The organism is Roseibium sp. JB4-4 (assembly GCF_055693425.1).
The window spans coordinates 2,167,044-2,192,509 of record NZ_CM146333.1 but is presented as its reverse complement, the minus strand read 5'-3'; the positions used below and the strand labels follow the sequence as shown (position 1 = coordinate 2,192,509).

General features: G+C 56.2%; 22 protein-coding genes. 14 read left to right on the top strand and 8 right to left on the bottom strand.

The genetic code is table 11. The features are described from left to right. Positions 1-204: 204 nt before the first annotated feature. From ACZ1HV_RS10090 to ACZ1HV_RS10080, 3 genes are read right to left on the bottom strand one after another with little or no spacing between them, the layout of a single operon-like run. Positions 205-750 (bottom strand): amino acid synthesis family protein, encoded by a 546-nt coding sequence (locus ACZ1HV_RS10090; protein ID WP_472717989.1) that lies wholly within the window; start codon positions 748-750, stop codon positions 205-207. A gap of 2 nt (positions 751-752) precedes the next feature. Then, a complete protein-coding gene (locus tag ACZ1HV_RS10085) occupies positions 753-1,928 on the bottom strand; it encodes an MFS transporter (protein ID WP_472717988.1) in 1,176 nt (391 codons plus the stop codon). Then, positions 1,925-2,338, bottom strand: a complete 414-nt coding sequence (locus tag ACZ1HV_RS10080; protein ID WP_298820940.1) for an ester cyclase — start codon at positions 2,336-2,338, stop codon at positions 1,925-1,927. Before ACZ1HV_RS10080 ends, ACZ1HV_RS10085 begins: the two co-directional genes overlap by 4 nt. Positions 2,339-2,523: 185 nt before the next feature. On the opposite strand from ACZ1HV_RS10080, the gene ACZ1HV_RS10075 reads away from it, so the two are divergent. The 3 genes from ACZ1HV_RS10075 to ACZ1HV_RS10065 all read left to right on the top strand — a co-directional run bounded on the left by ACZ1HV_RS10075 (position 2,524) and on the right by ACZ1HV_RS10065 (position 5,738). Further along, entirely contained in the window at positions 2,524-3,330 is an 807-nt protein-coding gene (locus ACZ1HV_RS10075; protein ID WP_472717987.1) for a LuxR C-terminal-related transcriptional regulator, read from the top strand. Then, positions 3,327-4,766: a LuxR C-terminal-related transcriptional regulator gene (locus tag ACZ1HV_RS10070; RefSeq protein WP_472717986.1), complete on the top strand. Its 1,440-nt coding sequence runs from the start codon at positions 3,327-3,329 to the stop codon at positions 4,764-4,766. Before ACZ1HV_RS10075 ends, ACZ1HV_RS10070 begins: the two co-directional genes overlap by 4 nt. A 211-nt stretch (positions 4,767-4,977) precedes the next feature. Then, positions 4,978-5,738 (top strand): IS5 family transposase gene (locus ACZ1HV_RS10065; protein ID WP_472717985.1). Its coding sequence is split into 2 segments (ribosomal slippage): positions 4,978-5,548 and positions 5,548-5,738, totalling 762 coding nucleotides; the frame shifts between segments, so codons are not numbered across the junction. On the opposite strand, the gene ACZ1HV_RS10060 is transcribed toward ACZ1HV_RS10065, so the two are convergent. Next, on the bottom strand, positions 5,735-8,458 hold the full coding sequence (locus tag ACZ1HV_RS10060) for a bifunctional acetate--CoA ligase family protein/GNAT family N-acetyltransferase (protein WP_472717984.1): 2,724 nt from the start codon (positions 8,456-8,458) through the stop codon (positions 5,735-5,737). The two genes, ACZ1HV_RS10065 and ACZ1HV_RS10060, sit on opposite strands and share 4 nt — an antisense overlap. 135 nt (positions 8,459-8,593) lie before the next feature. Next, the gene (locus ACZ1HV_RS10055; RefSeq protein ID WP_298820931.1) at positions 8,594-9,427 is read right to left on the bottom strand and encodes a universal stress protein; all 834 of its coding nucleotides are present in this window, start codon (positions 9,425-9,427) and stop codon (positions 8,594-8,596) included. Between the two features lie 155 nt (positions 9,428-9,582). Here ACZ1HV_RS10055 and ACZ1HV_RS10050 point away from each other — a divergent pair, with 155 nt between their 5' ends. The 5 genes from ACZ1HV_RS10050 (at position 9,583) to ACZ1HV_RS10030 (ending at position 16,131) form a co-directional block, all read left to right on the top strand. Next, the gene (locus ACZ1HV_RS10050) at positions 9,583-11,370 is read left to right on the top strand and encodes a sensor histidine kinase (RefSeq protein WP_472717983.1); all 1,788 of its coding nucleotides are present in this window, start codon (positions 9,583-9,585) and stop codon (positions 11,368-11,370) included. Continuing rightward, positions 11,367-12,764, top strand: coding sequence for a sigma-54-dependent transcriptional regulator (locus ACZ1HV_RS10045; RefSeq protein ID WP_472717982.1), 1,398 nt, complete (start codon positions 11,367-11,369; stop codon positions 12,762-12,764). Before ACZ1HV_RS10050 ends, ACZ1HV_RS10045 begins: the two co-directional genes overlap by 4 nt. 256 nt (positions 12,765-13,020) lie before the next feature. Continuing rightward, positions 13,021-14,037, top strand: coding sequence for a C4-dicarboxylate TRAP transporter substrate-binding protein (locus ACZ1HV_RS10040; RefSeq protein ID WP_298820925.1), 1,017 nt, complete (start codon positions 13,021-13,023; stop codon positions 14,035-14,037). 85 nt (positions 14,038-14,122) lie between these two features. Continuing rightward, positions 14,123-14,764, top strand: a complete 642-nt coding sequence (locus tag ACZ1HV_RS10035) for a TRAP transporter small permease subunit (RefSeq protein WP_298820922.1) — start codon at positions 14,123-14,125, stop codon at positions 14,762-14,764. Beyond that, on the top strand, positions 14,761-16,131 hold the full coding sequence (locus tag ACZ1HV_RS10030; RefSeq protein WP_298820920.1) for a TRAP transporter large permease: 1,371 nt from the start codon (positions 14,761-14,763) through the stop codon (positions 16,129-16,131). The genes ACZ1HV_RS10035 and ACZ1HV_RS10030 overlap by 4 nt, the downstream gene beginning before the upstream one ends. 91 nt (positions 16,132-16,222) lie before the next feature. Here ACZ1HV_RS10030 and ACZ1HV_RS10025 read toward each other — a convergent pair whose 3' ends face one another. Both ACZ1HV_RS10025 and xseA read right to left on the bottom strand, forming a co-directional pair. Continuing rightward, positions 16,223-16,834: a DUF805 domain-containing protein gene (locus ACZ1HV_RS10025; RefSeq protein ID WP_298820918.1), complete on the bottom strand. Its 612-nt coding sequence runs from the start codon at positions 16,832-16,834 to the stop codon at positions 16,223-16,225. Between the two features lie 168 nt (positions 16,835-17,002). Then, on the bottom strand, positions 17,003-18,586 hold the full coding sequence (gene xseA / locus ACZ1HV_RS10020) for an exodeoxyribonuclease VII large subunit (RefSeq protein WP_472718427.1): 1,584 nt from the start codon (positions 18,584-18,586) through the stop codon (positions 17,003-17,005). A 238-nt stretch (positions 18,587-18,824) separates the two neighbouring features. Between xseA and ACZ1HV_RS10015 the strand changes: the two genes are divergently transcribed. From ACZ1HV_RS10015 to ACZ1HV_RS09995, 5 genes are all read left to right on the top strand, one after another. After that, on the top strand, positions 18,825-19,583 hold the full coding sequence (locus ACZ1HV_RS10015) for a 16S rRNA (uracil(1498)-N(3))-methyltransferase (RefSeq protein WP_298820912.1): 759 nt from the start codon (positions 18,825-18,827) through the stop codon (positions 19,581-19,583). 4 nt (positions 19,584-19,587) lie between these two features. Beyond that, on the top strand, positions 19,588-21,147 hold the full coding sequence (locus ACZ1HV_RS10010) for an adenylate/guanylate cyclase domain-containing protein (protein ID WP_472717981.1): 1,560 nt from the start codon (positions 19,588-19,590) through the stop codon (positions 21,145-21,147). Further along, positions 21,054-21,350, top strand: coding sequence for an adenylate/guanylate cyclase domain-containing protein (locus tag ACZ1HV_RS10005; RefSeq protein ID WP_472718426.1), 297 nt, complete (start codon positions 21,054-21,056; stop codon positions 21,348-21,350). Before ACZ1HV_RS10010 ends, ACZ1HV_RS10005 begins: the two co-directional genes overlap by 94 nt. Positions 21,351-21,496: 146 nt before the next feature. Further along, positions 21,497-22,870, top strand: a complete 1,374-nt coding sequence (locus ACZ1HV_RS10000; RefSeq protein WP_298820908.1) for a glutamate--cysteine ligase — start codon at positions 21,497-21,499, stop codon at positions 22,868-22,870. A gap of 147 nt (positions 22,871-23,017) precedes the next feature. Beyond that, the gene (locus tag ACZ1HV_RS09995) at positions 23,018-23,782 is read left to right on the top strand and encodes a DUF937 domain-containing protein (protein ID WP_472717980.1); all 765 of its coding nucleotides are present in this window, start codon (positions 23,018-23,020) and stop codon (positions 23,780-23,782) included. Positions 23,783-23,923: 141 nt separating this feature from the next. On the opposite strand, the gene ACZ1HV_RS09990 is transcribed toward ACZ1HV_RS09995, so the two are convergent. Then, a complete protein-coding gene (locus tag ACZ1HV_RS09990) occupies positions 23,924-24,238 on the bottom strand; it encodes a DUF1127 domain-containing protein (RefSeq protein WP_472717979.1) in 315 nt (104 codons plus the stop codon). Between the two features lie 264 nt (positions 24,239-24,502). Here ACZ1HV_RS09990 and ACZ1HV_RS09985 point away from each other — a divergent pair, with 264 nt between their 5' ends. Continuing rightward, positions 24,503-25,378, top strand: a complete 876-nt coding sequence (locus tag ACZ1HV_RS09985) for a LysR substrate-binding domain-containing protein (RefSeq protein WP_298820903.1) — start codon at positions 24,503-24,505, stop codon at positions 25,376-25,378. The last annotated feature ends 88 nt before the right edge of the window (positions 25,379-25,466 follow it).

Below are 25,466 nucleotides of genomic sequence, written 5' to 3'. Positions count from 1 at the left end.
CGCCGTGACAGATGGATCTAGGCCGTGTACTCATAAACGGCAATGTCCGGTTTTGACGGTAGCCCGGACTTTAGCTGTCGATCCGACATTGTCGCCAGACCGACATAGCCGTCATCGGTTGGTTGTGCAGCAAAGGTCTACTTCGAGCCCATTCTCACCGATGCTGCATCTGGGTTTAATGGCCGCTTTGAGAAGAAAGCTTGATCAAGTGGGTCTTGGGCCTTTTCCAACGCGCGGATGCACGCGTGTTCCGTCCGACAGTCCGATGCACAGTACGATTTCGTCTGCGCGGGGCGCGTCAGGCACCCAGAGCGTCATCGTGTCGATGTGATCAAATGACCATGCTTCATCCTTGTGACCCAGCGGCAAATCAACAGACCCGCCCAATGGCCCGACTTTGTGGTTAGAAGGCATCAGGGATTTGCCGCCGCCAACGGCTGCTCGCACCGGTTTGCCAAGTGCGGGGTGCAGCAGGGCAGCCCCATGTTCCATTGCGCCAGACGATCCGATGAGAACGGCTTTGCCATAGCAGACAGCGGGTGCTCCCAGCATATTCACAAGCTCCTCTGTCAGCGGCTCTCCGAGCCGCGCGCCAACGTCGAAAAGGGGCGATAGATCTTCTTGATGAACTCCAGCGTATGGATTTCTGACAACCGCCATTGCAGCAACGCGTGTGATCTGGTCGCACGCCTGCCCCATTTCATCTGCTGTGATGATTTCCTTGGTGAAAACCGTTTTCCGAATGTCCATCGTCACACTTTCCTTTCCTGACCCATCATGGGCGCACCTTTGAAAAGCTGGAACGCAATGCCAAGCGGCACCACCGCAACAAAGAGGGTCATTGCAAGAAACAGTGGGCCTTGCGGATTGCCAGTCGCATCAAGGATCGCACCCGCGAATGGCGGCGTGATCCACATGATGGCATAGTAAACCGTAAAGAATACACCCATGCCAAAGGCCCTGACCTGAGGCCGCATGGCTTGACCCGCCATTGCCATGATAACGCCAGCAGGCGCCATGCCGATCAGTCCAAACAGAATGCTTGCTCCAACGCCAGCGCCTGGGCGACCCAGCAGCAAGAGTCCCGCGCTGGCGCCCCCCATGCAGACCACCAAGACAATGTTCCGCCCCCCAAAACGATCCACGAACTGCCCGCAGGCCGCACCGGAAAAAATCATGATCCAACTAGCAATACTGATGATGCGGGCTGCAACGATGGTGGATTGGCCGTGGGCCTCAAGAACCTTTGGCGCGAAGGCAAGATAGGTAACATAGGCGGCGTTAAAGACGCCCCAGGCCGCCGCTGCACACAGCATCAAGCGCCACTCTTGCCCGGTCAGCGCAACCGGCGCGCCGTCTGTCGCGTCCGGCAAATCATGCGGCGGACGGTAAAACAAATAGACCCCTAGCGCTGCGATCACGCAATAGATGGAAGCAGCCTGAAATGGGACTTGCCAGCTGTATGTCTGGGCCAACGAGGCGTGGCCAATTTGGCCCATGGCGATCCCGAAGGGCCAGCTCATCACAAGGATGCTCATGGCCGTGGCAATCTCGCGTCCTTCGAACCAATCCGCGACCATCTTGGTGAAATAGAGCGTTGTGAAAAGAAACCCGGCCCCGGCAAGAACGCGGCCGACCCCTATGGCCCAGCTTTCCGTTGCAAGCGACGATGCGGCCCCACCCAATGCCAATGCGCATAGACCCAGCACCACCATCAAGCGATCAGAGACGTAACGCCCCCAATACCCGGCAGGTATAGCGAGGAACAAACCGGGGGCCATGAACAGCCCGATCAGAAAACCGATATCTGCATAGCTGAACCCGAATGCAACGACGAGATCGTCGCCAACGGACGCTACGGTTTGGAACTGAAGTCCAAGCCCGATACGAGCCAGAAACAGCAATCCAAGGATGCGCCAGCGCATCATGCCCAGCCAAGTCCGCGGAGCGCGGGCACGTCGTTCCAGATCTTAGTCATGTGGCTGATCTTGTCGCCGTCAAACTGCATCACATAGGCGTAATCCGAGACAACAGTTTTGCCCGTAGGCGCAACCGGTCCGCCTTCCCCAGTTTGGGTGCCGTGGAATTCGGCAGCGGCGACAACGGTGCCGCGCGTTTCATCCGCGGCAAAAGCCGTCAGCTTGTAGCGGCCATCCGGTACGGGGGTCAGAAGCCCTTTCATCCACTCAGCGTATTCAGCAAGTGTTGCCGTCTCCGCCAGCGCGTCAGCCTGACAGGAAAAGCCCGCCCCTTCGTGGCAGAAAAGCTTGCAGCCTTCCCACCCTTTGCCGGTTTCGCAGGCTTCGAAGAAGGCTTTGGCGGTTTCGTATTGTGTCATTGTGCTGTTCTCCATGTTGATCCGATGGCAGCAACTTAGGTCGGCGCTGATCAATTCAGCTATCGTGCAGATGCTGTAAATTCAGCACCGGACGTGCAGTATTCAAACTACAGCATTTGCAGGATTGCTTGTTGAACGCGTTCTTACCAAACTCGTCACAAGTTGTTCTTTTAGGAGCGTTTTAGGTGTCTGGACAATCAGGTCTCAGCCAAAGGGAATTGCAGATCGCGCAATCTTATGCGGGTGGAGAGACCTATCAGACAATCGCCGACGCGCTTTGTATTGCGCCATCCACGGTGCGGACGCATCTTGCGACGATCTACCGCAAACTTGAGGTCTCCTCGAAGCTAGAACTGGCAACCTATCTGAGTGGCGACGCCCCTGAGCCCCGCAGCCAATCCGAAATGGCCGCCGTGGTGTCCGAATTGGCCTTGAGCCTGGAAGAAGCCATCAGTCGCGAAAAGGCCCTCAGCGAAGTCTTGCGGATCATAAGTGCGGCCAAAGGAGATCTGGACGCAGTGATGCCGCTGATCCTGACCTACGCACTAGAACTTTGCGACGCGGAATTTGGCATCCTGTTCGAATATCAGCAAGACGGCAGGTTTCTGGCCAATCACACAGTCGGCATTCCGAAACCGTTTCGGGCCTGGCTGGAAGCGAATGGTGTCTTCACGGTCAGCCCCGAAACGGGTCTCGGCCGTATGAATAGTCAGCGTGAGACCATTAATATCATCGACGTCAAATCAGAGGAGATTTATCAGACCGATGATCCTTTGCGCTATGCCACTGCCGATCTTGGCGGGGCGCGGTCCTTTGTGGCAATCCCTATGCTTGCCGGTGACGGTTTGGTTGGCGCATTCACGATCTATCGCCAGACAGTCCGACCTTTTTCTGAAGATACCACTCGGCTTGCACAGATGTTTGCGGCCCAAAGCGTGATTGCATTAGAGAACGCACGCATGATCCGTGCGATACAGGCGGCGCATTCGTGACCGGGAAACGTGGCAATACAAGTGTCCTGAGCGACCGCGAAAACCAAATTGCGGCGGACTATGCACAGGGCGAAAGCTATCAGCAGATCGCAGATCGCTTGTGTCTTGCGCCATCAACGGTGCGCACGCATCTGGCCACGATCTATCGCAAACTTGGTGTATCCTCGAAGTTGGCGCTGCGTGACAGGCTGACCCCAGTTGCGACCACGCTCACTGAACTGCCCATCGAACGACCCGCCCGGCCAGAAAGACCCTCCATCGCTGTGCTGGCCTTCGAAAACATGTCTGGCGATCCTGAGCAGGAATACTTTTCCGACGGGATCAGCGATGACATCATCACGGCTCTATCACGTTCTCCTTGGTTGTTTATCATCGCACGCAACACGACTTTTACGTACAAAGGCCGATCCGTTGATGTCCGGCGCATCGCCGAAGAACTTGGGGTCCGGTTTGTCCTTGAAGGTAGTGTCAGACGATCAGGCGACCGGGTTCGGGTGACAGCGCAGCTTATCGACGGGACGACCGGTGGGCATGTTTGGTCTGAACGCTACGATGGTCAGCTTGAGGACGTCTTTGATCTGCAAGATGAGATCACTCGTAACGTAGTGGCGTCTATCCAGACGACAGTGCATCTCAGTACTATTCAAGACCCAGTCGAGCGTGCATCACGACCCGATCTGACCGTTTGGGAGCTGACTATGCGGTCCTGGCATCTGCTCTATGATTTTACACCAGAAAGCTACGCGTACGCTAAGACCTTGCTGGAACGTGCTTTGGCGATTGACCCTGAGAGCGCCGAGGCGAACATGATCTTATCGTTGATCAATCACCACATCGCCATCATGGGATTTGTACCGGACGTCCAGCCTCCAATGGAAACGGCCTACGCTTTGGCGCGGCGTGCCACGCAGTTGGACGACCGCAATGAATATGCTCATTGGGCGCTGGGGATTTCTTGCTGGGGGCTGCTCAAATACGACGAATCCCTTTCAGCCTTGGAACGCGCCGTGGCTCTGAATCCAAACTGTTCACTGGCCTACGGCAGCCTTGGTACATTGCTTGGCATTCTTGGACGCTCGGAAGAGGCCATCGCCAATCAGGAAATCGCCATCCGCTCTAATCCCCTCGATCCTAGTATCTTCTTCCGCTTTTCGGGACTTGCGTTGGCGCACTATATGGCCGGACGGTTTGAATCGGCGGTCGAGTGGGCAGAGCGGGCGATACACCGAATGCCAAGGTGGTACTTCGCGCATTTTGTTTTAGCCGCAAGCCATGTGGCACTCGGTCACCAAGAAGACGCGGTCAAAACCGTCAAATCTTGTCAGAAAGTGCTGCCTGATATCTGCGTCAACGACCTTGATCGTGTTCCTCTGAAAGACACCGACAAACTGAACGACCTGCGGGCGCGTTTGTTAAAAGCAGGTTTTTCTAAATGACTGATAGTTTGTCAAAGCAGCCTTTGGTGCAGCCGCAGCGAAGGTTCGCTTCGTCCGCTGAGCGCCATTTCGCACCAACGGTATCGAATGACGGCTTCGGGTCATCTTGAGACGATCCGGTCGGAGAGAGCAGGGTCCGCTTCTAGCAACGAAGCAGACATTGAACCAAGGACAGTTAGTGTGATTCAAGCTCCATGAAGGAGCCCCGATTATGCGATATGCCCTAACTGACGCCGAGTGGCGCGTCATCGAACCTATTCTGCCCTGTAAATCAAGGGGTGTTCCGCGCGCGGACGACAGGCGCGTCCTGAACGGTATCTTTTGGGTATTGAAGTCGGGCGCCCCTTGGCGGGATCTTCCCGACTGCTATGGGCCTTACACCACCTGCTACAATCGGTTCGTGCGATGGCGCCGCGCCGGTGTATGGGATCGCATCTTGACTGCGATCTCGCATCGAGACGATGCACAGGTGCGGATGATCGACGGCACAATCGTCCGGGCTCATCAGCACGCAACATGCATCAAGCATGGGGAAACCGAAGGTCTCGGTCGCTCTCGCGGAGGGCTGACGACCAAGATCCATGCCGTTGTTGACGCGAAGGGCTTGCCGCTCAGATTGGCTATTGCACCCGGTCATCAACACGACAGCCTGGGCGCGAAGGACATGTTAAGCGATATGCCGGAAGGTGGAGTGCTACTGGCCGACAAGGCGTATGATTCAGACGCCATCAGGTCGATTGTCGCGGCACGTGGAGGGTGGGCAAACATTCCGCCGCGCCGTAAAGGAGAGAGCCAATCTGCTTCAGCCCATACCTCTATCGGGATCGAAACCTGGTCGAACGGTTCTTCAATCGGATCAAGCACTGCCGCCGCATTGCCACACGTTACGAGAAGCGGGCCGCCAACTTCCTTACCTTCGTGAAGCTCGCGGCGATCCGCCTTTGGCTACGCGTTTATGAGTCCACGGCCTAGTCTGGAATGTCGGCCACCGGCAGCGTCACCAGAGCTATACCTGGATCGTCCGGCGACGTTCCAACGGTGAAGCCGAGGGCATGGCACATGGAGATCATTGAAGTGTTTTCCTTCAGAACCTCACCTTTGATAGTGGTGATACCGTCGACCTTGGCATAGCGGATGATCAGCTGCATCAGGGCCCAACCGAGACCGACCCCCTTGAGGTCAGAACGAACCATGACAGCATATTCACCGGTTTGATGGTCCGGGTCCGCATGAAGGCGCACGACGCCGAGCAGGCGTCCATCGTCTGGATCTATCGCGGCAAATGCGATCGCGCGGGCATAGTCGAGCTGTGTCAGTCTCGCTAGAAACCTGTGAGAGAAATCGCGCACCGGCGCAAAAAACCGAAGCCTGAGATCCTCTGGCGTAATAGCCTCGAAAAACGACTTGAACAGTTCCTCGTCCTCTGGCCTGACAGGGCGTATGAAGACTTCCAGGCCGTCCTTCAAGGCGATCGTCTGTTCCCATTCCTTAGGATAAGGGGTGATCGCCAGACGAGATTTGCCCGTCCGGCCAGGACGGTTTTCCGGGTGACAAAGGGTCATGCGTGCGTCCAGGGCGATCAGGCCGGACGGCAGCGCGACAATCGGATTGATGTCCAGTTCCTGAATTTCTGGAATGTCGATTGTAATTTGCGACAGTTTCACCAGCGCTTCAGCCAGGGCGGGAGTGTCGAGAGGAGGGCGGGCAGGACCGCCTTCGAGCAATCTTGCAATCCGTGTACGTTTGATTTGTGCCTGAGCAAGGTGGAGATCGAGCGGCGGCAGCTCGAGTGCAATGTCGACGCTTTCCTCAATCGAGGTTCCCCCGTGCCCAAACACCAAGACAGGACCGAATTCCTGTGTTTCGGCAAGACCCATATAAAGTTCGAGCCCGTGCCTGTCTTCCAGCATCGGATGAACGGAAATACCGGCAATTCGTGCGCCGGGGAAAGAATTCTTTGTGTTGTTGATCAGTTCTTCGGCGGCTTTTCTCACTGCGTTCGGGCTTTCCAGTCCGAGCCTGACACCATCAATGTTGGATTTGAAGGGCAGGTCAGGCGAAATCAGTTTTGCCACGCAGTGCTTTGCTGTTTCGAAAAATGGCCTGGCGAGTTCCCCGGCTTCTTCCGCGGTGGATGCCATTTCCGTGGCCATAATCGGAAGGTCATAGCATTCGAGCACCTGACAGACTTCCTTTGGTGTAAGCCAGGTGCGGTCTGTTTTCAGGGCGGCTTCAACAATGCCACGGGCTTTGTTGGTGTCCGGGGTGAAGTTGCTGGGCAGGCTCGGGGGAGCGGCCATCAGGAATTCCCGGGCCTGCGCGTCACGCGCCAGATGCATGAGGCTACGGGCCGCTTCGGCCGGGCTGGCATAATTTGGGATTTTTGCGTCGGAAAGATGCGCTCGCAGTGCACCGTCACCGCCGATCAAGCCCGCTACCAAAGCCTTGCGTCGACCCGTCCGTTTTCGGTCCAGGGTTGCTGCATCGGTGATGGCCTTTGCAATTTCCGGCAGGGATTGGAACGCACTTGCGGATTGCAGCACAAGCGCCCCGTCGACCTGGGTGTCCTTCAGCACGGTGGTTATGGCGCGCGTGATGTCGTCTGGCGTCATGTTCTCGCGCAGAACCAGAGTTCCGTTTGCTGCCGGCGTTTTATCAAGGTCGTCATAAGTGCGGCTGAGGACTTCGAGACTTTCCCGGGTCTCCGTACCAAGTTCAGCAAATCTAGCTCCAAGATCCATCAACCTGTCGACGGCCAGACTGGCAAGGCTGCGGCCATTTGCAAGAACAGCCAATCGGTCACAGCGAGGTACTCGAATTTGTGAAAGGGTCTCCAGAGCCTCGAACATTTCATCGAGATCATGAACGCGCAACAGGCCGGTTCTGCGAAACGCGGTTTCATAGACAAGATCAGTTCTGGCAAGGCGTCCGGCATGGGTGCGACCCGTCCCGCCGGTGTCATGGCTCTTGCCTGATCTGAGCACGATCACCGGTTTGCTGCGTGCCGCTGCGCGTGCAGCAGATATGAACTTGCGTGGTATCGCTATGCCTTCCAGGTGCAGAACGATCGACCGTGTTCGAAAATCCTGCGCAAAATAGTCGATCAAGTCGCCGACATCGACGTCGACACGCTGGCCAAGTGAGACAATGGACGAAAATCCGGTGTTGTGATTTTTGGCCCAGGAGAGCGTTGCATTCAGCACGGCGCCAGAGCGGGAGAAAAATGCGACATCACCCTTGTTGGGCGTCTCAGCGCTCAAAAGCGCATTCAATTTGCTTGCCGGAACCGCAATGCCCAGGCTGCCGGGGCCAATAATGCGCAAGTTGGTTTTTCTGGCGGCTTCCCTGCAGTCCTGAATGAGCGCTTCGGGCCAGCTTTCGTAGCCAGGTGAAGGTATCAGGACCGCACGGGTGCCGCCGTTAGCAAGTTTCGCAATCGTCTCAGGCAGGGTTTCGGCCTTGGCGAGATAGATCACCAGATCAGGCATGCGTTCCAGATCATCAAGCTGGGCGGCGCGCTGCCCGCTGAAAGCGATCGTCTGGTCGATGCCGACCAACGTGACCCTGTGGGCGGCTTCGATCTCATGCAGACACGCGATCAGCTTCTCGGTGAGAACGCCGGGGTGCCGGCAGGACCCGAGAACCGCGATTGATGCCGGAGCGAAAAAACCTTCAAGATTTCGAATGGTCACCTGGGCGGTCCCTTAATCGGCCGTAAGACGATGCATTGCGCAACAATCATCAGACTTCGATTAGATACTTAAGACAAAAATACCCGCGGGCCAGTTCTGCACGGCTCCGCGGGTATCCAGCATCACTTGTGGCTCCTAGTGTGCCATCAGGACAGGCACCGTCATTGATTCCAGAATTTCCCTGGTGGCGCCGCCAAACAGGAATTCGCGCATTCGGCTGTGGCCATAGCCGCCCATGACGACAAGATCGTTGCCGCTTTCCGAAACATGATTGAGCACAGTGTCCGCAATACCGGTTTGAGGATTTGTAATCACCTTGATGGTGACATTCATGTTGTGGCGCGCCAGATACATGGCGACATCAGCGCCCGGTTGTCCGTTCGCCGCGTTGGATGTTTTCTCGATGACCAGAAGCGTGATTTCGTCAGCTTTTTCCAGAACAGGAAGGGCTGAATGAATGGCTCTGGTTGCTGTGGAACTGCCATCCCACCCGACCAGTACGTTTTTGGGCTGAAAGCTTGTGCTGCCGATATAGGGCACAAGCAGAACCGGTACGCCGCTTTCAAACAGGACCGTCTCGATGAGCAGCTCGCGCATCGGCTCAGGTCTGTCTGGATTGGCCTGTCCGATGACGACCATGTCGGTTGGACGGCAATGCACCAGGACGTTTTCCAAAGGGCCGCCGGTCAGAATTTCCGAAACCCGGCTTTCGTTGTTCACACCGGCAAGACGCGCAAGTTCGTCGAACTGTTTCCTGGCCTCGTTGGCAGCGGCAATGGCTTGATCGTGGGCGGCCTGAAGGTAGTCGACCGGCATGGGTGCTGCAGCAAACGCCGGCACAACCGGTTCGAAGGAAACCGCAAGTCCGGTGACATGGGCATCGTGATTCCGGCCAAATTCGAGGGCGTATTTGGCGGCAGGTTGATCACCAGCCAGATCCAGTATCGTCAATATGTCTTTGATAGGCATCTTATCCCTCCTGAGGGCACGGTTCAGCGTGTCGAACCTGTCTGACTGATGTTGTAAAGGACAGCCTGAACGTGCGTCCTTGACGCGTATCAAACTTTTACGTCAGCTGAAACGCCCTGTTGGCGCAGACCGAAAAAATCCGTAAAAATAGGTGCATGTCAAAACGCTGGTTCTATCTGGCCCTGCCGCCGCTTCTGCTCGTTGCAATCGCATTCGTTCTTGTTCAATTGGTTCAGGAGCTGGATGAGGCGAGCGTTGACCGAAAGGCCGCCGAGCGTTTGACGCTCTATCGACAGACCATCTTGGGCGAGTACCAGAAATACCGGTATCTTCCATACATGATTGCGCGGGACCCGCGGGCGACGTCAGCGCTGGGTCTCGGGCAGCCCGTGGACAGCGCCAATCGCTTTTTGCAGGAAATGGCTGAAAATTCCGGCGCGGAACTGCTCTATGTAATGAACGGCGAGGGAACCACGCTTGCGGCCAGCAACTGGCAGGAGCCCTTGTCCCTGGTCGGTCGGAACTATGGATTCCGGCCGTATTTCAAATCGGCGATCCAGGGTGAAGAAGGACGCTTTTTTGCGATCGGTGCGACATCGGACGAACCCGGTCTCTTTCTGGCACGGCCAACGCCGGTGGCCGGCGCTCCAATTGGCGTGGCTGTGGTCAAGGTGGATATGGGACCGCTGGAAGATGCGTGGGCGGAAGGGGGCGAAACTGTTTTCGCGTCGGACGCCAACGGCGTGATCTTCCTGTCCAGCCACGCGGACTGGCGTTACAGAACGATCGAACCCCTGACCAAGGACGTGCGTGAAACAATTGACCTGACACGTCAATATGCAAGCAGAAGCCTCGAACCTGTCAGTGATCAGGCGGTGAGGGCACGTGAGCTTGTCACGATTGACGGCAAGGCCTTCCGGCACAATGCAGCCGATGTGGGCCTGCTTGGCTGGACACTTCATTTCCTGGTGCCGGTCGAAGAAACCCGCAAAAGTATCCTGCCGATCTGGGCATCGGCCATCACGCTGTGCCTCGTCTACGCGGTCATTGTCCTTGTGCTCAGAGGGCGAAGACTGCGCAAGACGTCGGTATTGCTGCGCCAGGAATCTGCGGACCTGAAAGAACTTAACACGCGTCTTGTCGGCGAAATTCAGGAACGCAGACGAATAGAGCGGGAGCTTCTGGAGGCACAGCGAGGACTTGCCCGTTCAAACAGGCTCGCCGCGGTTGGCGAAATGTCTGCAGCGGTCGTGCACGAACTTAGTCAGCCGCTTGCAGCGCTGCGTATGTTCGTCGCCGGAACGAGAAAATTCCTGGAAAAGGGCGATACACAGACAGCTGCCGAAAACCTTGTGGAGATAGATTCCCTGCAATTGCGGATGGCCAATCTGACACAGGAGTTGAAACGGTTTTCGCGTCCGGGAGAAAGCCGGATCGAACGGATCGATCTGCGAGAAAGCATAAGAACTGCTGAGAAAATCGCACGCCCGCGATTTGAGGAAACAGGGGTTTCGCTTGTTCTGGATCTGCCCGACACACCACTGGAAGTGGAAACGGCGCCGCTGCGCATAGAACAGATCCTTGTCAATCTTCTCAGAAACGGGGCTGACGCAACCGCTTCCGAACAGAAAGGCCGGGTGGAACTGAAAGCCGCGCTTACCGACGGTGACGTTCGTCTTCAGATCTCCGACAATGGACCCGGCGTTCCCGAAGATCTTCGAGAGCGTATTTTCGATCCGTTCTTCTCCACGAAAACGAGTTCCGGCGGCATGGGACTTGGGCTCGCGATCTCCATGCGCTTGGCTGAGGACCTGGGCGGCAGCTTGTCAGTTCGGGCAAACACCCCTAAAGGGGCTGTCTTCGAACTTGAGCTGCCTGCGATCTCGGCAGTCTCCGATAGCAGCAGAGCGAAAGCCGAGCCGGAACCTGAAGCCGCTGAATGACAGACAAAGCCGACAAAACACCCGTCCTGGTCGTTGATGACGATCCTTCAATGCGGGCCGCTCTTCGCCAATGGATACGCCTTGCAGGATTTGAAACCAAGGAAGTGGCAACGGCGGACCAGGCGATGGCGAAACTGTCTCCAGAGTTCGGTGGCTGCGTTGTTTCCGACGTCATGCTTGAAGGTGAAGACGGTGTTTCTCTTCTCAGGCGCATAGGCGAACAGGACGCAGAGTTGCCTGTAGTCCTGATCACTGGACATGGCGACGTTCCCATGGCCGTGGAAGCGATGCGTGCTGGCGCCTATGACTTCGTCGAGAAACCGTTCGATCCCGATCACATTGCCGAAGTTGTTCGCAGGGCCTGCGACAAACGAACTCTGGTACTGGAAAACAGGCAGCTGAAAGCACAGCTCGCCGACAGCGCCGGCCTGGAAAGCCGTCTGATCGGCAACAGTCCGGCGATGCAGATGCTGCGTCAGCAGGTCCTTCATTTTGCGCGCACCGATGCGGCCGTGATGATCACGGGAGAGACAGGGACGGGCAAAGAAGTCATTGCCCAGGCTCTTCATGACTTCAGCCCGCGCAAGGATGGACCCTTTGTGGCAATCAATGCCGCAGCGCTGCCGGAGGCCATGGTCGAGGCTGAGCTCTTCGGCCACGAGGCTGGCGCCTTTACCGGGGCCGACAAACGGCGGATAGGCCGAATAGAATCCGCAGGTGGTGGCGTTCTGTTTCTCGACGAGATCGTTTCCATGCCGCTGGCATTGCAGCCCAAGCTGCTTCGCGTTCTGCAGGAAAAACAGGTGGACCGGATCGGGGGTACGCGTCCGGTGGAAGTCGACATCAGACTGATCAGTGCCGCCAATCTGGACCCGAAGGAGGCAATGGCCGCAGGCCGTCTCCGAGAGGACCTGCTGTTCCGTCTGAACACCATTGAACTGAAGGTGCCGCCACTGCGCGAACGCGGGCGCGACAGCCTACTTCTGTTTGACACCTTTTTGAACCGCTTCGCACTTCAATACGGCCTGGACGTTCCGGTTACTTCTGCTCGTGACGAGGCCTTTTTGCAGACCTATTCCTGGCCTGGCAACGTACGTGAATTGCGCAATGCTGCAGAACGCTTCGTTCTAAATGCAGGGGTTGGTCCGCAGCCCCTGGAAGCGCTGGTCACAGGTGGCCGCGAGGGCACCGCTCCATCAGAGGAAAGTGGCCTGAAGGAGCTGATGGATGCCTATGAGCGCAGCCTGATCGAAAGTGCGTTGCATCGGCATGGCGGACGAATTGCCGATGTCATGCAAGAACTCAACCTGCCGCGGCGAACGTTGAACGAAAAGATGACGCGCCACGGGCTCACCCGGGATCAGGCGGGGCCTGTCGAACCCGTCGCCAATTGACGATCGGCGGAATTTCGCCGATGAGCACATGGTCTCGGCAAGATCTTGCCTAGGTGCATTGCAGCACACGGTGCGGGCGCCCTAAAAAATCGCAAAAAACCTTGAATGGGCTGTTGTCAATCCAAGCTGGCACGGGTCATGCTTTAAGTTAAGCGACTTGGCACGGGTCTGTACCGCGATTTGGGTTCAGGCTGAGCAGCCAAGGAGTGAGCGGGGCCGCGAACGAACAAGCGGCTCATTGATCTGGGAGGATTGCATGCTCTTTTCACTCAAGTCCGCAACTGCTGTGTCTGCAGTTGCGCTCTCTGTAATGTTCGCGACAGAAACCTTCGCCGCCGACGTCACCTGGAATGTCTCGCTGTGGGGCAAGCGCCGCGCGTTTACTGAGCACGTCGAGAAGCTGGCGCAGGAAGTTGCTGCCAAGACCGATGGAAAGTTTGAAATCGTGCTGCATTATGGTGGCGCGCTGTCCAAGTCTCGCGAAAATCTTGACGGTATTTCATTCGGTGCGTTCGAAATGGCGCAGTTCTGTGCGTCCTATCATGCCGACAAGAACCCAAGCTTGACGGTTCTTGAGCTGCCTTTCCTCGGTGTTTCCGATCTGGAAACGGAAGTGAAGGTGTCCAAGGCTCTCTACGATCATCCGGCCGTTCAAAAGGACCTCGGCCGTTGGAACGCGAAACTGCTGATGCCATCTCCGATGCCGCAATATAACTTTGCTGGCAAGGGCGACGTCCCGGCTTCGATTTCCGACTTTGACGGCATGCGTGTTCGTGCACTCGGTGGTCTTGGCAAGCTGATGGAAGCCGTTGGCGCAGTTCCGACATCCGTGACCGCCTCTGAAACCTATCAGGCAATCGATTCAGGCACAGTGCAGGCAGCCGGTTTTGCTCCGCACGCGCATCTGTCGTTCAAAGTGGTTGAAGTTGCCGACTGGTGGACCAAGAACCTGAACCCGGGCACAGTTCATTGCCCGATCGTTGTCAACGTGGACGCTTACAACGCGCTTCCCGACGACTTCAAGGCTGCTCTCGACGCTTCAGTCGACCCGGCGCTTGCCCACTATCTCGACACCTATGCCAAGGTTTACGACAAGTGGTGGCCTGAACTGGAAAACCGCGGCGTCACTCAGGTCGAGTTCACCGACGAAGAACTGGCTGCCTTTTCTTCCAAGGCCGGCCCGATCCATGAAGCATGGGTTGAAGAGCAATCTGCGAACGGTCTTCCGGCGCAGGAACTGCTCGACATGGTCAAGAAGACCATTGCTGAATAAGCCGGCACGTTCGGTTTGACCCTTCTGCTTTCTGGCGCCGGGCACATTTCCTGGCGCCAGAAAGCCCTGCTCGGGGCTGAAACTCATGATGACAATTGATCCCGGTGGACGTTCCGACCAGGAACGGCCGGTTACCTATATCCGTTTCGATGGCTGGCTTGCTCGCGTGGAAAACGCCTTCAACATGTTTGCCGCCTTTTCGATCCTGGCCTTGATGTTGCTGGCTGTCGCTCAAGTCGTCGGAAGAGTGTTCAACACACCGGTGCCAGGCTTTATCGACATCACAGAACAGGCGATGGCCATTTTTGCATTTGCCGGTGTTGCCTACTGCCAGCGTGTTGGCGGTCATATCCGAATGGAAATCGTACTTGGCAATCTGAGTGGCCGCACGCTTTACATCTGTGAATTGATTGGTGTCATTCTGATCGCATTCACCGTTGCGCTTCTGATCTGGGGGAGCTCGTATCACTTCGAACGTGCCTGGAACATCGGCGACAGTACGATGGATATCCGTCTACCGACCTGGCCCTCCAAACTGGTAATTCCGGTTGCTCTCAGTCTCCTGTTTCTGCGCCTTTTGATGCAGATCTACGGCTATGCCCGTCTGATCGCCGATCCTCGCCGGACGCCAATTGGCGTTCCGGTCATCGAAGGGGTTGAAGAGCACGCCAAACACGAAATCGAAGAAGCTTTTGGTGAAGATACAAAAGAGGGAGGCTCCAAATGACGCCGTTTGACGTTGGCCTCCTCATGACCGGAGTGCTTCTGGTTCTCGTCATCCTCGGGGTGCGGGTCGCATTCGCGGCAGCCTTCACCGGGCTGGTCGGTTTGATCATCCACTTTTCCATGAAGATGGGTTTTGAACGCGGTTTTTTTGTCGCTCTGCAAATGGCCGGGACCATTCCGCATTCCAAGTCAGTAACCTACGCCCTGTCTGTTTTGCCCACCTTCATTCTCATCGGGTTTCTGGCCTTTTACGCAGGTTTCACCAAGCAGCTCTTTGAAGCGGCCAAACGCTGGCTCGGTTGGCTTCCTGGGGGCATGGCGGTTGGTACGGTGTTTTCAACCGCCGGATTTGCAGCCGTCTCGGGGGCATCCGTTGCAACAGCTGCTGTCTTTGCACGTGTCGCCATTCCCGAGATGCTCAATGCCGGTTACTCCAAACGCCTCTCGGCTGCTGTGGTGGCTGCAGGCGGCACGCTGGCATCCCTGATCCCGCCGTCGGCGATCCTGGTGATCTACGCAATCCTTGTGGAGCAGTCTGTTGGCAAACTGCTGATCGCAGGGTTCCTGCCTGGCGTTTTCTCCGCACTGATCTATGTCGGCATCATTGTAGCCGTATCCGCTTGGCGTGGTGATGCGCCTCCGGTGAAGGGTTATACTTGGATGGAGCGCATTGAGAGCGTTCCTGGCACGCTTCCAATCATCGCCGTTGTGGGTATCATCTTTTGCTCCTTCTTCTTCGGCTGGGCAACGCCGACGGAAGCAGGCGCTCTCGGCGCATTTGTTGTGCTGATGGTTGCGTTTGCCAAAGGCATGAAGACCAAACAGCTTGGTCAAGCCCTTCACGAAACGGCAAAACTCACTGTCATGATCTTCACGCTGATCTGGGGTGTGCTGGTCTATGTGCGGTTTCTCGGTTTTGCCGGTCTGCCGGAAGCTTTCAAGGACTTCATCGTGGCGTTGGAGTTTTCGCCCTGGATCGTGATGATCTGCATTCTTCTCGCCTATGCCGTGCTCGGCATGTTCATGGACGCGATTGGCATGCTGATCCTCACTCTTCCAGTCGTCTACCCGGCCGTCATGGCCTTGAACGGCGGCGAGAGTGTCTCTGCGGCCGACAGCGCCTTTGGCATGTCGGGCGAAGCTTGTGCGATCTGGTTCGGAATTCTGGTGGTGAAGATGGCGGAGCTCTGTTTGATCACGCCGCCAATAGGATTGAACTGCTTTGTCGTCTCAGGCGTCCGGCCGGACATTCCGGTTCAGGAAGTCTTCCGCGGCTGTATTCCGTTCTTCGTTGCGGACGTTCTGACCATCGCAGGTCTTCTGGCATTCCCGTCGATCATCACGATCCTGCCCACCTTGATGGGGTAGCAGAAAACGGAAACAAAACGAAAAACGCCGCCGGAGTTTCCGGCGGCGTTTTTTTGAGACAGCGAGATTTGGTCGCTCGCCACAACTGCTTTTAGTCAAAAACGCGCGGCTGCGGACTGTGAGTGTCGAAGCGATTGTTGCCAGGTGTGCCCGGAATAAACCCATTCACCACGAAAATATAAAGCCCATAAAAGATGTTTACGACGGGCACGAACAGAAGCAACAGCCAGAAGCCGGATACGTCTCTGTCATGGTTACGTCTGACCAGTATCGACCAATAGCTCACCGCTGATACCAAAAGTAGCGAGCCACAGATCATGCCGGTGTTGGTACCGTAGATCGCAACGATGACAGCCCAGTCTCGCGCGCTTTCGCTCATGTGATCGGCGCGTGACATCAGATCCATGAACGCGGGATAGGCACTCCAGATCAGCGTTGAAACGAGTACCATGTCGATGAAGAAACGAATGAAGCCGATGGTCCAGTATTCCATGCGGCCCAGACGGCCCCGAAAACTGAAGAAGATTGAAAGGCCATGCGTCAGCGCCTTGCCAAAGGAGAAACTGTCGTTGTCTTCAAAGGCTTCAGGGCCTGCCGATGCGGTCTGATAAGCGGATGCCGCCACGGCTGCGGACTGCGGAGATGCCCAAGATTGCCCCGTATTCGGCACAAGGCCTCGTTTTCCAAATTGCTTGCGTTGCATTGAAAAGGTAGCCCCTGTCGTTACTCTTTCAAATCGAACAGGGTTGACGTTACGACAGTCGGCTTAATATTGACGTAAAAGATGTAGTTAAGTTTTTATGTATTAAATAATAGTCCAAAGTCAGCTGGTCTAGGTCAATCTATTTGTCGAGATTTAGAGGGCTGAAACCTAAAATAAACTTCCCTGGCCCGCAGCCTTGCTTTTGGCTGTGGCCGGTTTCTTTGCTTTGGCCTTGGGTTTGCTCGTACCACTGTCGCTCATGACCAGAGCATCGACCGCACCATCAGCCAGTTCAATTGAGAGCGCGTCTCCCTGGGTAACCGCGGTTACAGACCGGACTGGTTGCCCGCTGTCATCACGCACGACTGCGTATCCTCGCGCCAGAACATCTTTGTAAGAGAGCGACTTCAGCAGCTTCTGCAAACCGTCGAGACGCGTTTTTTCTTCTCGAACCCGGGCAAGATAGGCCCGGTCAAGACGTTCCGAGAAGCCGTCCATTCGTTCCTTGCCGAGCGTGATTTGCTGCGCGAGCCGAGCAGGTGACAATCGTCCGGAAGCACTGATGTAGGCCTGCCGTTTTTGACTAACGGCAACCTGCAACGCGCGCTGCTGCCTGCCGCTGATCTGGACAAGGTCCTGTCTTGCCTTTGAGGTTTGGCGGGACAACAGGAAAGGCGACAAACGGCCCGACAGATTTTCAAGATGTGTTCGGTGGCTTTTGGTGCTGACGATCAGCGCCCGTTCCAGACTGTTTGCCAGAGTGTCGAATTTCTGGCGCGGCAGGGCGAGAAGATCTTGCGGTGCGGGTAATGCGGCACTTGCAGCCCGCAGTTCTGTCCGGCGCGACGTGACAAAGCGGATCAGCCCGGAATTCAGCCGGCGGGCCCTGTCATCCACCATTGCCATGAGCTCGGCCTTCACCGGAACGGCGATCTCCGCAGCGCCGGTCGGAGTTGGTGCGCGCAGGTCCGCCGCCAGGTCGATGAGGGTCCAGTCGGTTTCATGGCCGACAGCGGATATCAGCGGTATCTGACTGTCCGCAGCTGCCCGCACCACGGCTTCTTCATTGAAGCCCCATAGATCTTCAATACTGCCGCCGCCGCGCGCGACGATCAAAAGGTCCGGCCTGGGGATCGGTCCATCCGCTTGCAGTGCATTGAAGCCGCGAATGCCATTGGCGACCTCGGCGCCAGACGTTTCCCCCTGAACGCGAACTGGCCAGACAACAACATGCAGTGGAAACCTGTCACTGATGCGATGCAGAATATCCCGAATGACGGCGCCGGTCGGTGACGTGACCACTCCGATGACCTTGGGCAGCGGAGGCAGCGCCTTCTTGCGCTCTTCGGCAAAAAGTCCTTCCGCGGCAAGTTTCTTCTTCCGCTCTTCAAGCAGAGCCATCAAAGCGCCGGCGCCCGCCGGTTCGAGCGCATCGATAACCATCTGGTATTTGGACTGGCCGGGAAAGGTGGTGATCTTGCCCGTCGCGATCACTTCCAGGCCCTGCTCGGGCTGGATCTTCAATTTGGAGGCCACGCCTCGCCAGATCACGCCTGACAAAACAGCCCGGTCGTCCTTGAGATCAAGGTAGATGTGCCCGGACCCTGGCCGCGAGATTCGTCCAAGCTCTCCCCGCACGCGCACGTAACCGAACGCATCTTCCATTGTCCGTTTGATGGAAAACGAGATTTCGGAAACGGAAAATTCGGCAACGTTTGAGGACTGTTCGCTCACGATTGATTCCCTCTCGATAAAGGGAAATTGTCTGTTTGCGGGCAGGGGGTCAAGGGGAGGGGCAGGTGGATGTCCCAAGAATGGGACTATCCTTTCGTCATCGGAACCGAAAACGGTGGGCGCGACCAAATGCGTTTTCTCAACAGGTGAAGCCAAAGAGCACTGGTCACAGTAATCTGGTGACGAATCAAATAGAGTGAAATCTGCGTTTGACTGCGCCTTGAAACCCTCACAATCGAGCGCCTACGTAAGAACTATGGGAAAATATGATTTCAAAATGCAGCGGCTTTTTCTGCGGCATATTCTTGCAGATGGTGCGCGGATCGAAGTCGATCGAGGCCAGGCAAATTACCTGATGAACGTGTTGCGCCTGAAAGATGGCGACTACGTTCTTGTGTTCAATGGCAGCGACGGTGAGTGGCTGGCCAAAATCTCAAGCAACAGCAGACGGGACTGTGCGCTCCAGCTGATGGAGCGAACCCGGGAGCAGACCGAGCGCAATGATCTGATGTACATGTTTGCACCGCTCAAGCATGCCCGGCTGGACTATCTGGTGCAAAAGGCGGTGGAGATGGGTGCTGGCAGTCTGAAGCCCGTCATGACCCAGCACACGCAGGCAAGTCGCGTCAATCTGGAGCGCATGGAGGCAAATGTCATTGAGGCTGCGGAGCAATGCGGTGTGCTCTCCATCCCGGAAGTTCTGGCGCCGCAACCTCTCAAGGACGTGCTTGAAGTCTGGAGCCAGGCCCAGCCGGGACGAAAGCTTCTGTTTTGCGATGAAGGTGAGGGCACGGACAATCCCCTGATGACGCTTGCACAGCTCAAAGACGCGGGCCTCAATCCACTCGCGGTACTGGTTGGTCCCGAAGGCGGGTTTTCCGATGAGGAAAGACAGGAATTGCGCGCCATGGAATTTGTCGTTCCAATTCCTCTTGGACCACGTATTCTGCGGGCAGACACGGCAGCTGTCGCCGCGTTGACGGTGATTCAGGCAACATTGGGTGATTGGAGATAACCTGATGTCTCAGGAAACCCTCCCGAAAAAGCAATCTTCCGATGAAGCCCCAAACCTGAAGATCGCGGATATGGAGGGTTTCGGAACGGCATCGGGTGCCGAGGCTAAGAGAGCCCGCTTTCGTTTGCCGGTCGGTGTTGCCCTCGGTCTTGTGTTTTCAATGCTGCTGGTGGTGATCTGCGGAATTATCATTGCCTACATGTCTTCGGCCGATCGCCGGATTGCCGGGCGTTTGCTTGATGAGCAGGGACAGGCCGTGCTCAAGGGCAACGAAGCGGTCCTCAACAATTTTTTCAAGGAACAGGAGCTCCTGTTCCATACCATTGCGGTCCAGGCTGAGGACACCGGCAAACAGCTTCGACAGGCGGATCTGCTTGCCTATCACAAGCTTTTGCCCAACGGGGCCGCGCTTGAACTCGGCCGTTCTGTGTTGACGGAAGAGCCCTCCGATCAATTGCCACAAGTCAGCTGGTCGGACTTTCGCTACCGGAATGGTTTTGCCACCGCGGTCAAACTGGCGGAGCTCGATCTTGGCAACGGTCAGACGCTGGTCGGCCTCTATCCCCAGCCAGTTTTCGCTGAAGTCGCCGACACCATGGAATGGGAGGGCCGGCAGCAAGTCTTTGTCTTGTCTGGCAAGGACCTGGCGATCGTTGTAGACGGTGTCCCGGAGAGCGAATTTGAGGCAAGTGCCGAACAGCCGCTGCCAAGGCTTGCGGACCTGAAAAGCTCGCCCTTGCATCGTGTCTGGGAGGACAATGAAAGAGCCCATGACATGGGTGGTTCCATTGAGGGCAGGGTCTTTCCGGGCGACCACGGGATGTTTACGGCCATCTATGACGACATCACGATCGGGCCTGCAAAGGGCTGGATCCTTGGCACACTTTACCAGGCTGACGAATTTGGTGCGGCGCTCGATCAAACCCAGATAGTCCTCTATGCGGCATTGGTTGCTCTTGTTGTCGGGGCAATCTTGTCTTTCATTGTGGGGCGAATGCTTGGCAGGCCGCTCAGCAGGCTTGCCCTGTCTGCCGCTGAGCTGCGGCAACTCAAATTCGACGCAGCAGACAGATTGCCACGGTCTCGGCTGGCTGAGTTGGATGACGTCAATCAGGCATTTAACGGCTCCATCGGAGCCTTGAACGCGTTTGCCAAATATGTACCCAAGCAGCTTGTATTCCGCCTGATTGAAGAGGGCATGACAAGCACCCGCAACATCGAGATCAAGCAAATGACCATTGTCTTTACCGATCTCGCAGGCTTCACCGATTTGGCTTCACACATGAGCGCTGAAGAAACGGCCGGGTATCTGAATGGATACTTCGAAACCGTGTCTCAGGCTATTTCGGAACGGCAGGGTACGATTGACAAGTTCCTGGGAGATGGTGTGATGGCTTTCTGGGGGCCCCTTCTGAACAGCCGGATCACGCAGCCATGGCAATTGCGGCGGTCAAAACGCTCGCTGATAGAATTGAGCAGGCAACCGGGCGCACTATGCGGGTGCGCATCGGCGTTCACACCGGCAAAGTCGTTGTCGGTGATATCGGCTCCTCCGCCCGAATGAACTACACCGTAATCGGTGATGCGGTGAATGTAGCGGCCCGGCTTCAGGAGTACGGAAAGAAGGTTGACCCGGACGCGAAGGTAATTGCGTTGGCAAGTGGTGATACAATGGCAAACCTTCCTCAAGGAACGACCGCGACGAGCCTTGGAACGGTTCAATTGAGAGGCCGCACAGAGCCGTTATCGGTCTTCAGGATCGCGTGAGATCCAGCCGGTGTCGTTTCCTTGCTTGCATTCTTCTTTCAGGACTCCTAAATCACCGAAACTCAATTACGCCCGGTCCCGGGCACAGCGGATCATTGCGGTTTGGGGGCAAACACACGGGCCGCACAGGAAATTAGGACAAGTTCATGGCCCGCGACACGGTCGACACCACTCCGATTGAATCTGTGGCCGAGTTGGCCGCAACCCTGGAAGAGGGCTGTAAGCCTGAAGACCAGTTCCGCATCGGTACCGAGCACGAAAAGTTCCTTTTTTGTGAAAAGGAGCTGTCACCGATCCCGTATGAGGGTGACAACGGGATCGAAGCGGTTCTGACCGGTATGGAAAAGTTGCTCGGCTGGGACCGGATCGAGGATGATGGCAAGATCATCGGTCTGGCGGATGATCACGGCGGCGGCGCTATTTCGATTGAACCTGGCGGACAGTTCGAATTGTCGGGGGCTCCGCTGGACAGCCTGCACCAGACTTGCCGTGAGGCCAACCAGCATCTTGCCAATGTCCGCAAGGTTGCGGAACCGCTGGGGGTTGGATTTCTCGGCATTGGCATGACGCCGACATGGGCTCGTTCCGATGTCCCGCGCATGCCCAAATCCCGATATGACATCATGACCAACTACATGCCGAAGGTGGGCTCGCTTGGTCTCGACATGATGTACCGCACGGCAACCATTCAGGTGAACCTCGACTTTGCGTCTGAAGCCGACATGGTCAAGAAGATGAGGGTCGGTCTGGCCCTTCAACCAATTGCCACGTCGATATTTGCAAACTCTCCCTTCACCGAAGGCAAGCCGAACGGCTTCAAATCGTTCCGGGCCCAGATCTGGACCGACACAGACGGTGACCGGACGGGTGATATGCCGTTTGCCTTCGAAGATGGTTTCGGGTTCGAACGCTACGTTGAATGGGCGATTGACGTGCCGATGTACTTTGTCAAAAGAGGCGCAACCTACTACGACGTGACTGGCACAACCTTCCGCGAGTTCATGAACGGTGCGCTCGAAGGCAAGGTGCCGGATGCAACGCCAAGCCTTGGGGACTGGAACAACCATCTTTCGACACTGTTCCCCGATGTCAGGTTGAAAAAATATATTGAAATGCGCGGTGCCGACGGCGGTCCGTGGCGGCGCATTTGTGCGCTCCCTGCCTTGTGGGTCGGTCTTCTCTATGATGACGGCGTGCTTGATCAGGCATACGAACTGATAAAGGACTGGACGGCAGAAGAGCGTGCAAACCTGCGCAGTTCCGTTCCCAAAACGGCCTTGCAGACCCCATTCAGAAACGGGACGGTATTGGATGTTGCACGTGATGTTTTGGCGTTGTCTCAAGAGGGTCTGAAGCGCCGGAACAGGTTGAGCGATGGGGATCTTGACGAGCGCGTCCACCTTGCGCCGATCGAAGAAGGATTGGCATCCGGCATGTGCCCGGCCGACGTGCTGTTGCAACGCTATAACGGGTCCTGGGACGGCGATGTCACACAGGTTTTCCGGGACTACGCCTACTAGGCTCCTTATCTGAACTTGATTTTGAACACGTGGGGATAGAACTGGCTCGAGATGGCCTTTGATTGACCTTATGCACGCAAAAGGTCACTCTGTTTCCGGTAGGTCTTGTTTCTCAAGGCCTTGAGGCGCGATGACCGGAGCAGAGCGATGACTGGTAGCGACAGGGCGGCCCCACCGTTTGACGTTTTTTCCTTAAGTGAGGACGTGAGAAACCGCTTCGGCTGGTCCAACGAAGACCTGAGCAGCGTCATGGAACAACTGATGCCGGCCGCGCTGAATGGATTTCGGTATTTTGGCAGTGCTGTTCCCGGCTTTTCCGATTTTCTCAGTCAGGCAGCACCCGGCGCTACAGGCCTTGATAATCCGTTTTCAAACTACGCCAGCATGTTTCAGGCACCTTCCGATGCGACCCTGACACCATTTTTTGGTCCTGAGGCCGTACAAAAAGCTCTTGCAGTTCAGGTGTCCTCAATCACGGGTCTGCAGCAGGATGCCATCAAGGAAATGATGCCGGTGGCAGCTACTCTGGCCATGGGTCAGATTGCCCGCCCCTTTGTTCATGGCGAAGCGCGAAATCTTCTTGATGCGTACCTGCGCGGCTTTGCACGAGGCCGACCGAAGCCAGCTCCGTCTCCTGTTGACTACCTCCAGGGCTATGCAGACGCCATGCAGTCCTTCTGGGGTGCCTTTCTGCAGCCGGCACACATTGTTCAGGACAGCGAAATGGAAGAGCCTGAAGACATTCAGGAAGAGGAACTGCCGCCGGAAGAAGAAGACCCGGAGACAGACACTTCTGAATTTGACGAAATGGTATCAGGCTGGATGTCGGCCGGCCGGGACTTTCAATCCAACCAGTTCAAGGCCTTTGACAGTTTTTTTGAAAAGGCATCCAAGGATTTCGGCGATCGTTAGCCGTATAAGAATTTCGGGCATACATATCGCTCTGGCCGCATCGGCTGGAAAGCAAAAAAAGGCCCGCCATGGGAAGGCGGGCCAGTTGCGTCAGCAAGGCTTGCCGACAGGGGCTGCTAAATCAAGTCCAGTGAGCCAAAGCTAAGCGGCAAGCGGGTCACGTGCTGTTGCCGATCCGTCCACGATCTTGAGGGACGGTACAGTGTGCTGCACGTTCGCCGCCTTCAGTGTCTGGCCGAGTTCGGTGGGCCCGCTCAAAAGAGATGTCGGGTCAGAATAGAACGGTCGGGCCATTCCCCGTCGAACATCGCTCCGGGTCAGGCCAATGTCCTTCAGTTGTTCGTCGGACCAATCTTTCAGTTCCGCAAACTGGCGCCGGTGCTTGGATACACGCCATGCACGGGCAACCATCTGCCCGAAGAGAGCGAAAAGCGGGTGGTTAGCTGTGTGAGTCATGGCAAAATTCTCCTGTGAGCGGCCGGAGGAATTTCCGGCAACTTGTTCCGCGCCGTCGTTGGCTATCCGTATTTTAGGAACAATCTGAAGATGGGTGATTTGCTTGCATTAATCCAACGAATGTTTGTGATCAAAACCATCATTTGTTGTGATGATACAAAAACGCCGCGGAAATCGTGGTTCGAATTTGAAGTGTTCCAAAAGCATTTTTCATTTGAATGAATGTCATATAAAACATGAGCATTGTTTATAAATGAGGCATGTATGCTCGATCTGGACCAGCTTCGAACTTTTGTGGCCATTGCCGAAAGCGGAAGCTTCACACGGGCAGCGGAAAACGTGCACAAGACCCAGTCCGCCGTCTCGATGCAAATGCGCCGGCTTGAAGAACGCATCGGCAAGCCGCTCTTCGTCCGGGTCGGCCGACAATCCCGCCTGACGGAGCATGGCGAACGCCTGCTTCACTATGCACGACGCCTTGTGCAGCTGAACGACGAAACCCTTGCTGCCTTTGACGATACCGAGCTTGCCGGGCTGGTAAGACTTGGGACACCTGACGATTATGCTGATCGTTTTTTACCAGAAATTCTGGCGCGGTTCTCAAGATCCAACCCCAAGGCCGAAGTCAGCGTCGTGTGCGCGCCGACACCTAATCTTGCCGATATGATTGCTGGAGGAGAACTGGACGTCGCCATTATCACGCACGTTCAGAAGAAAGGGCGCAAACACGTCGACCTGGTGCGACGGGAACCGCTTCTTTGGGTTGTTTCGGCGCGCCATGCCGTTGAAAACGAGTCTCCGTTGCCGCTCGCTCTTGGTCGTGCGACCTGTGACTGGCGCAAGGCGGCGATCAATGCGCTCGGCGATCAGATGCGCGAGCATCGGCTGCTCTATTCAAGTTGGAACTCAACGGCGGTTGGTGCTGCTGTCCTGGCCGGTCTGGCGATATCCGTCCTGCCGGAATCCGCGCTCAGGTCCGGAATGCGGGTCCTCACCGAAACCGAGGGGTTCCCGCGTCTCCCTGATTGCGAGATTGGAATCATGCGGTCTTGGCACAACAGTTCCCGGGTGACCGATGCCTTGGTCGAGCACATCGTTTCGTCGCTGGACAACCTGTCCGTACCGCAAGCTGCGGAATAGCAGCAGGCGAATTAGATTCGTTCTAAAGTTTCAGATGTTTACCTTAAAAATTCTGGATTTTTGCGCTCAAGTTTCCGATTGAAACGTA

Bases quoted from the DNA above. Each gene is read 5' to 3' on its own strand.
- ACZ1HV_RS10000 (WP_298820908.1), top strand. From the start codon at position 21,497: ATGGCCCGCGACACGGTCGACACCACTCCGATTGAATCTGTGGCCGAG.
- ACZ1HV_RS10040 (WP_298820925.1), top strand. From the start codon at position 13,021: ATGCTCTTTTCACTCAAGTCCGCAACTGCTGTGTCTGCAGTTGCGCTC.
- ACZ1HV_RS10035 (WP_298820922.1), top strand. From the start codon at position 14,123: ATGATGACAATTGATCCCGGTGGACGTTCCGACCAGGAACGGCCGGTT.
- ACZ1HV_RS10055 (WP_298820931.1), bottom strand. From the start codon at position 9,427: ATGCCTATCAAAGACATATTGACGATACTGGATCTGGCTGGTGATCAA.
- ACZ1HV_RS10085 (WP_472717988.1), bottom strand. From the start codon at position 1,928: ATGATGCGCTGGCGCATCCTTGGATTGCTGTTTCTGGCTCGTATCGGG.
- ACZ1HV_RS10015 (WP_298820912.1), top strand. From the start codon at position 18,825: ATGGGAAAATATGATTTCAAAATGCAGCGGCTTTTTCTGCGGCATATT.
- ACZ1HV_RS10010 (WP_472717981.1), top strand. From the start codon at position 19,588: ATGTCTCAGGAAACCCTCCCGAAAAAGCAATCTTCCGATGAAGCCCCA.
- ACZ1HV_RS10050 (WP_472717983.1), top strand. From the start codon at position 9,583: ATGTCAAAACGCTGGTTCTATCTGGCCCTGCCGCCGCTTCTGCTCGTT.
- ACZ1HV_RS10045 (WP_472717982.1), top strand. From the start codon at position 11,367: ATGACAGACAAAGCCGACAAAACACCCGTCCTGGTCGTTGATGACGAT.
- ACZ1HV_RS09995 (WP_472717980.1), top strand. From the start codon at position 23,018: ATGACTGGTAGCGACAGGGCGGCCCCACCGTTTGACGTTTTTTCCTTA.
- ACZ1HV_RS10025 (WP_298820918.1), bottom strand. From the start codon at position 16,834: ATGCAACGCAAGCAATTTGGAAAACGAGGCCTTGTGCCGAATACGGGG.
- ACZ1HV_RS10080 (WP_298820940.1), bottom strand. From the start codon at position 2,338: ATGACACAATACGAAACCGCCAAAGCCTTCTTCGAAGCCTGCGAAACC.
- ACZ1HV_RS10090 (WP_472717989.1), bottom strand. From the start codon at position 750: ATGGACATTCGGAAAACGGTTTTCACCAAGGAAATCATCACAGCAGAT.
- ACZ1HV_RS10030 (WP_298820920.1), top strand. From the start codon at position 14,761: ATGACGCCGTTTGACGTTGGCCTCCTCATGACCGGAGTGCTTCTGGTT.
- ACZ1HV_RS09985 (WP_298820903.1), top strand. From the start codon at position 24,503: ATGCTCGATCTGGACCAGCTTCGAACTTTTGTGGCCATTGCCGAAAGC.
- ACZ1HV_RS09990 (WP_472717979.1), bottom strand. From the start codon at position 24,238: ATGACTCACACAGCTAACCACCCGCTTTTCGCTCTCTTCGGGCAGATG.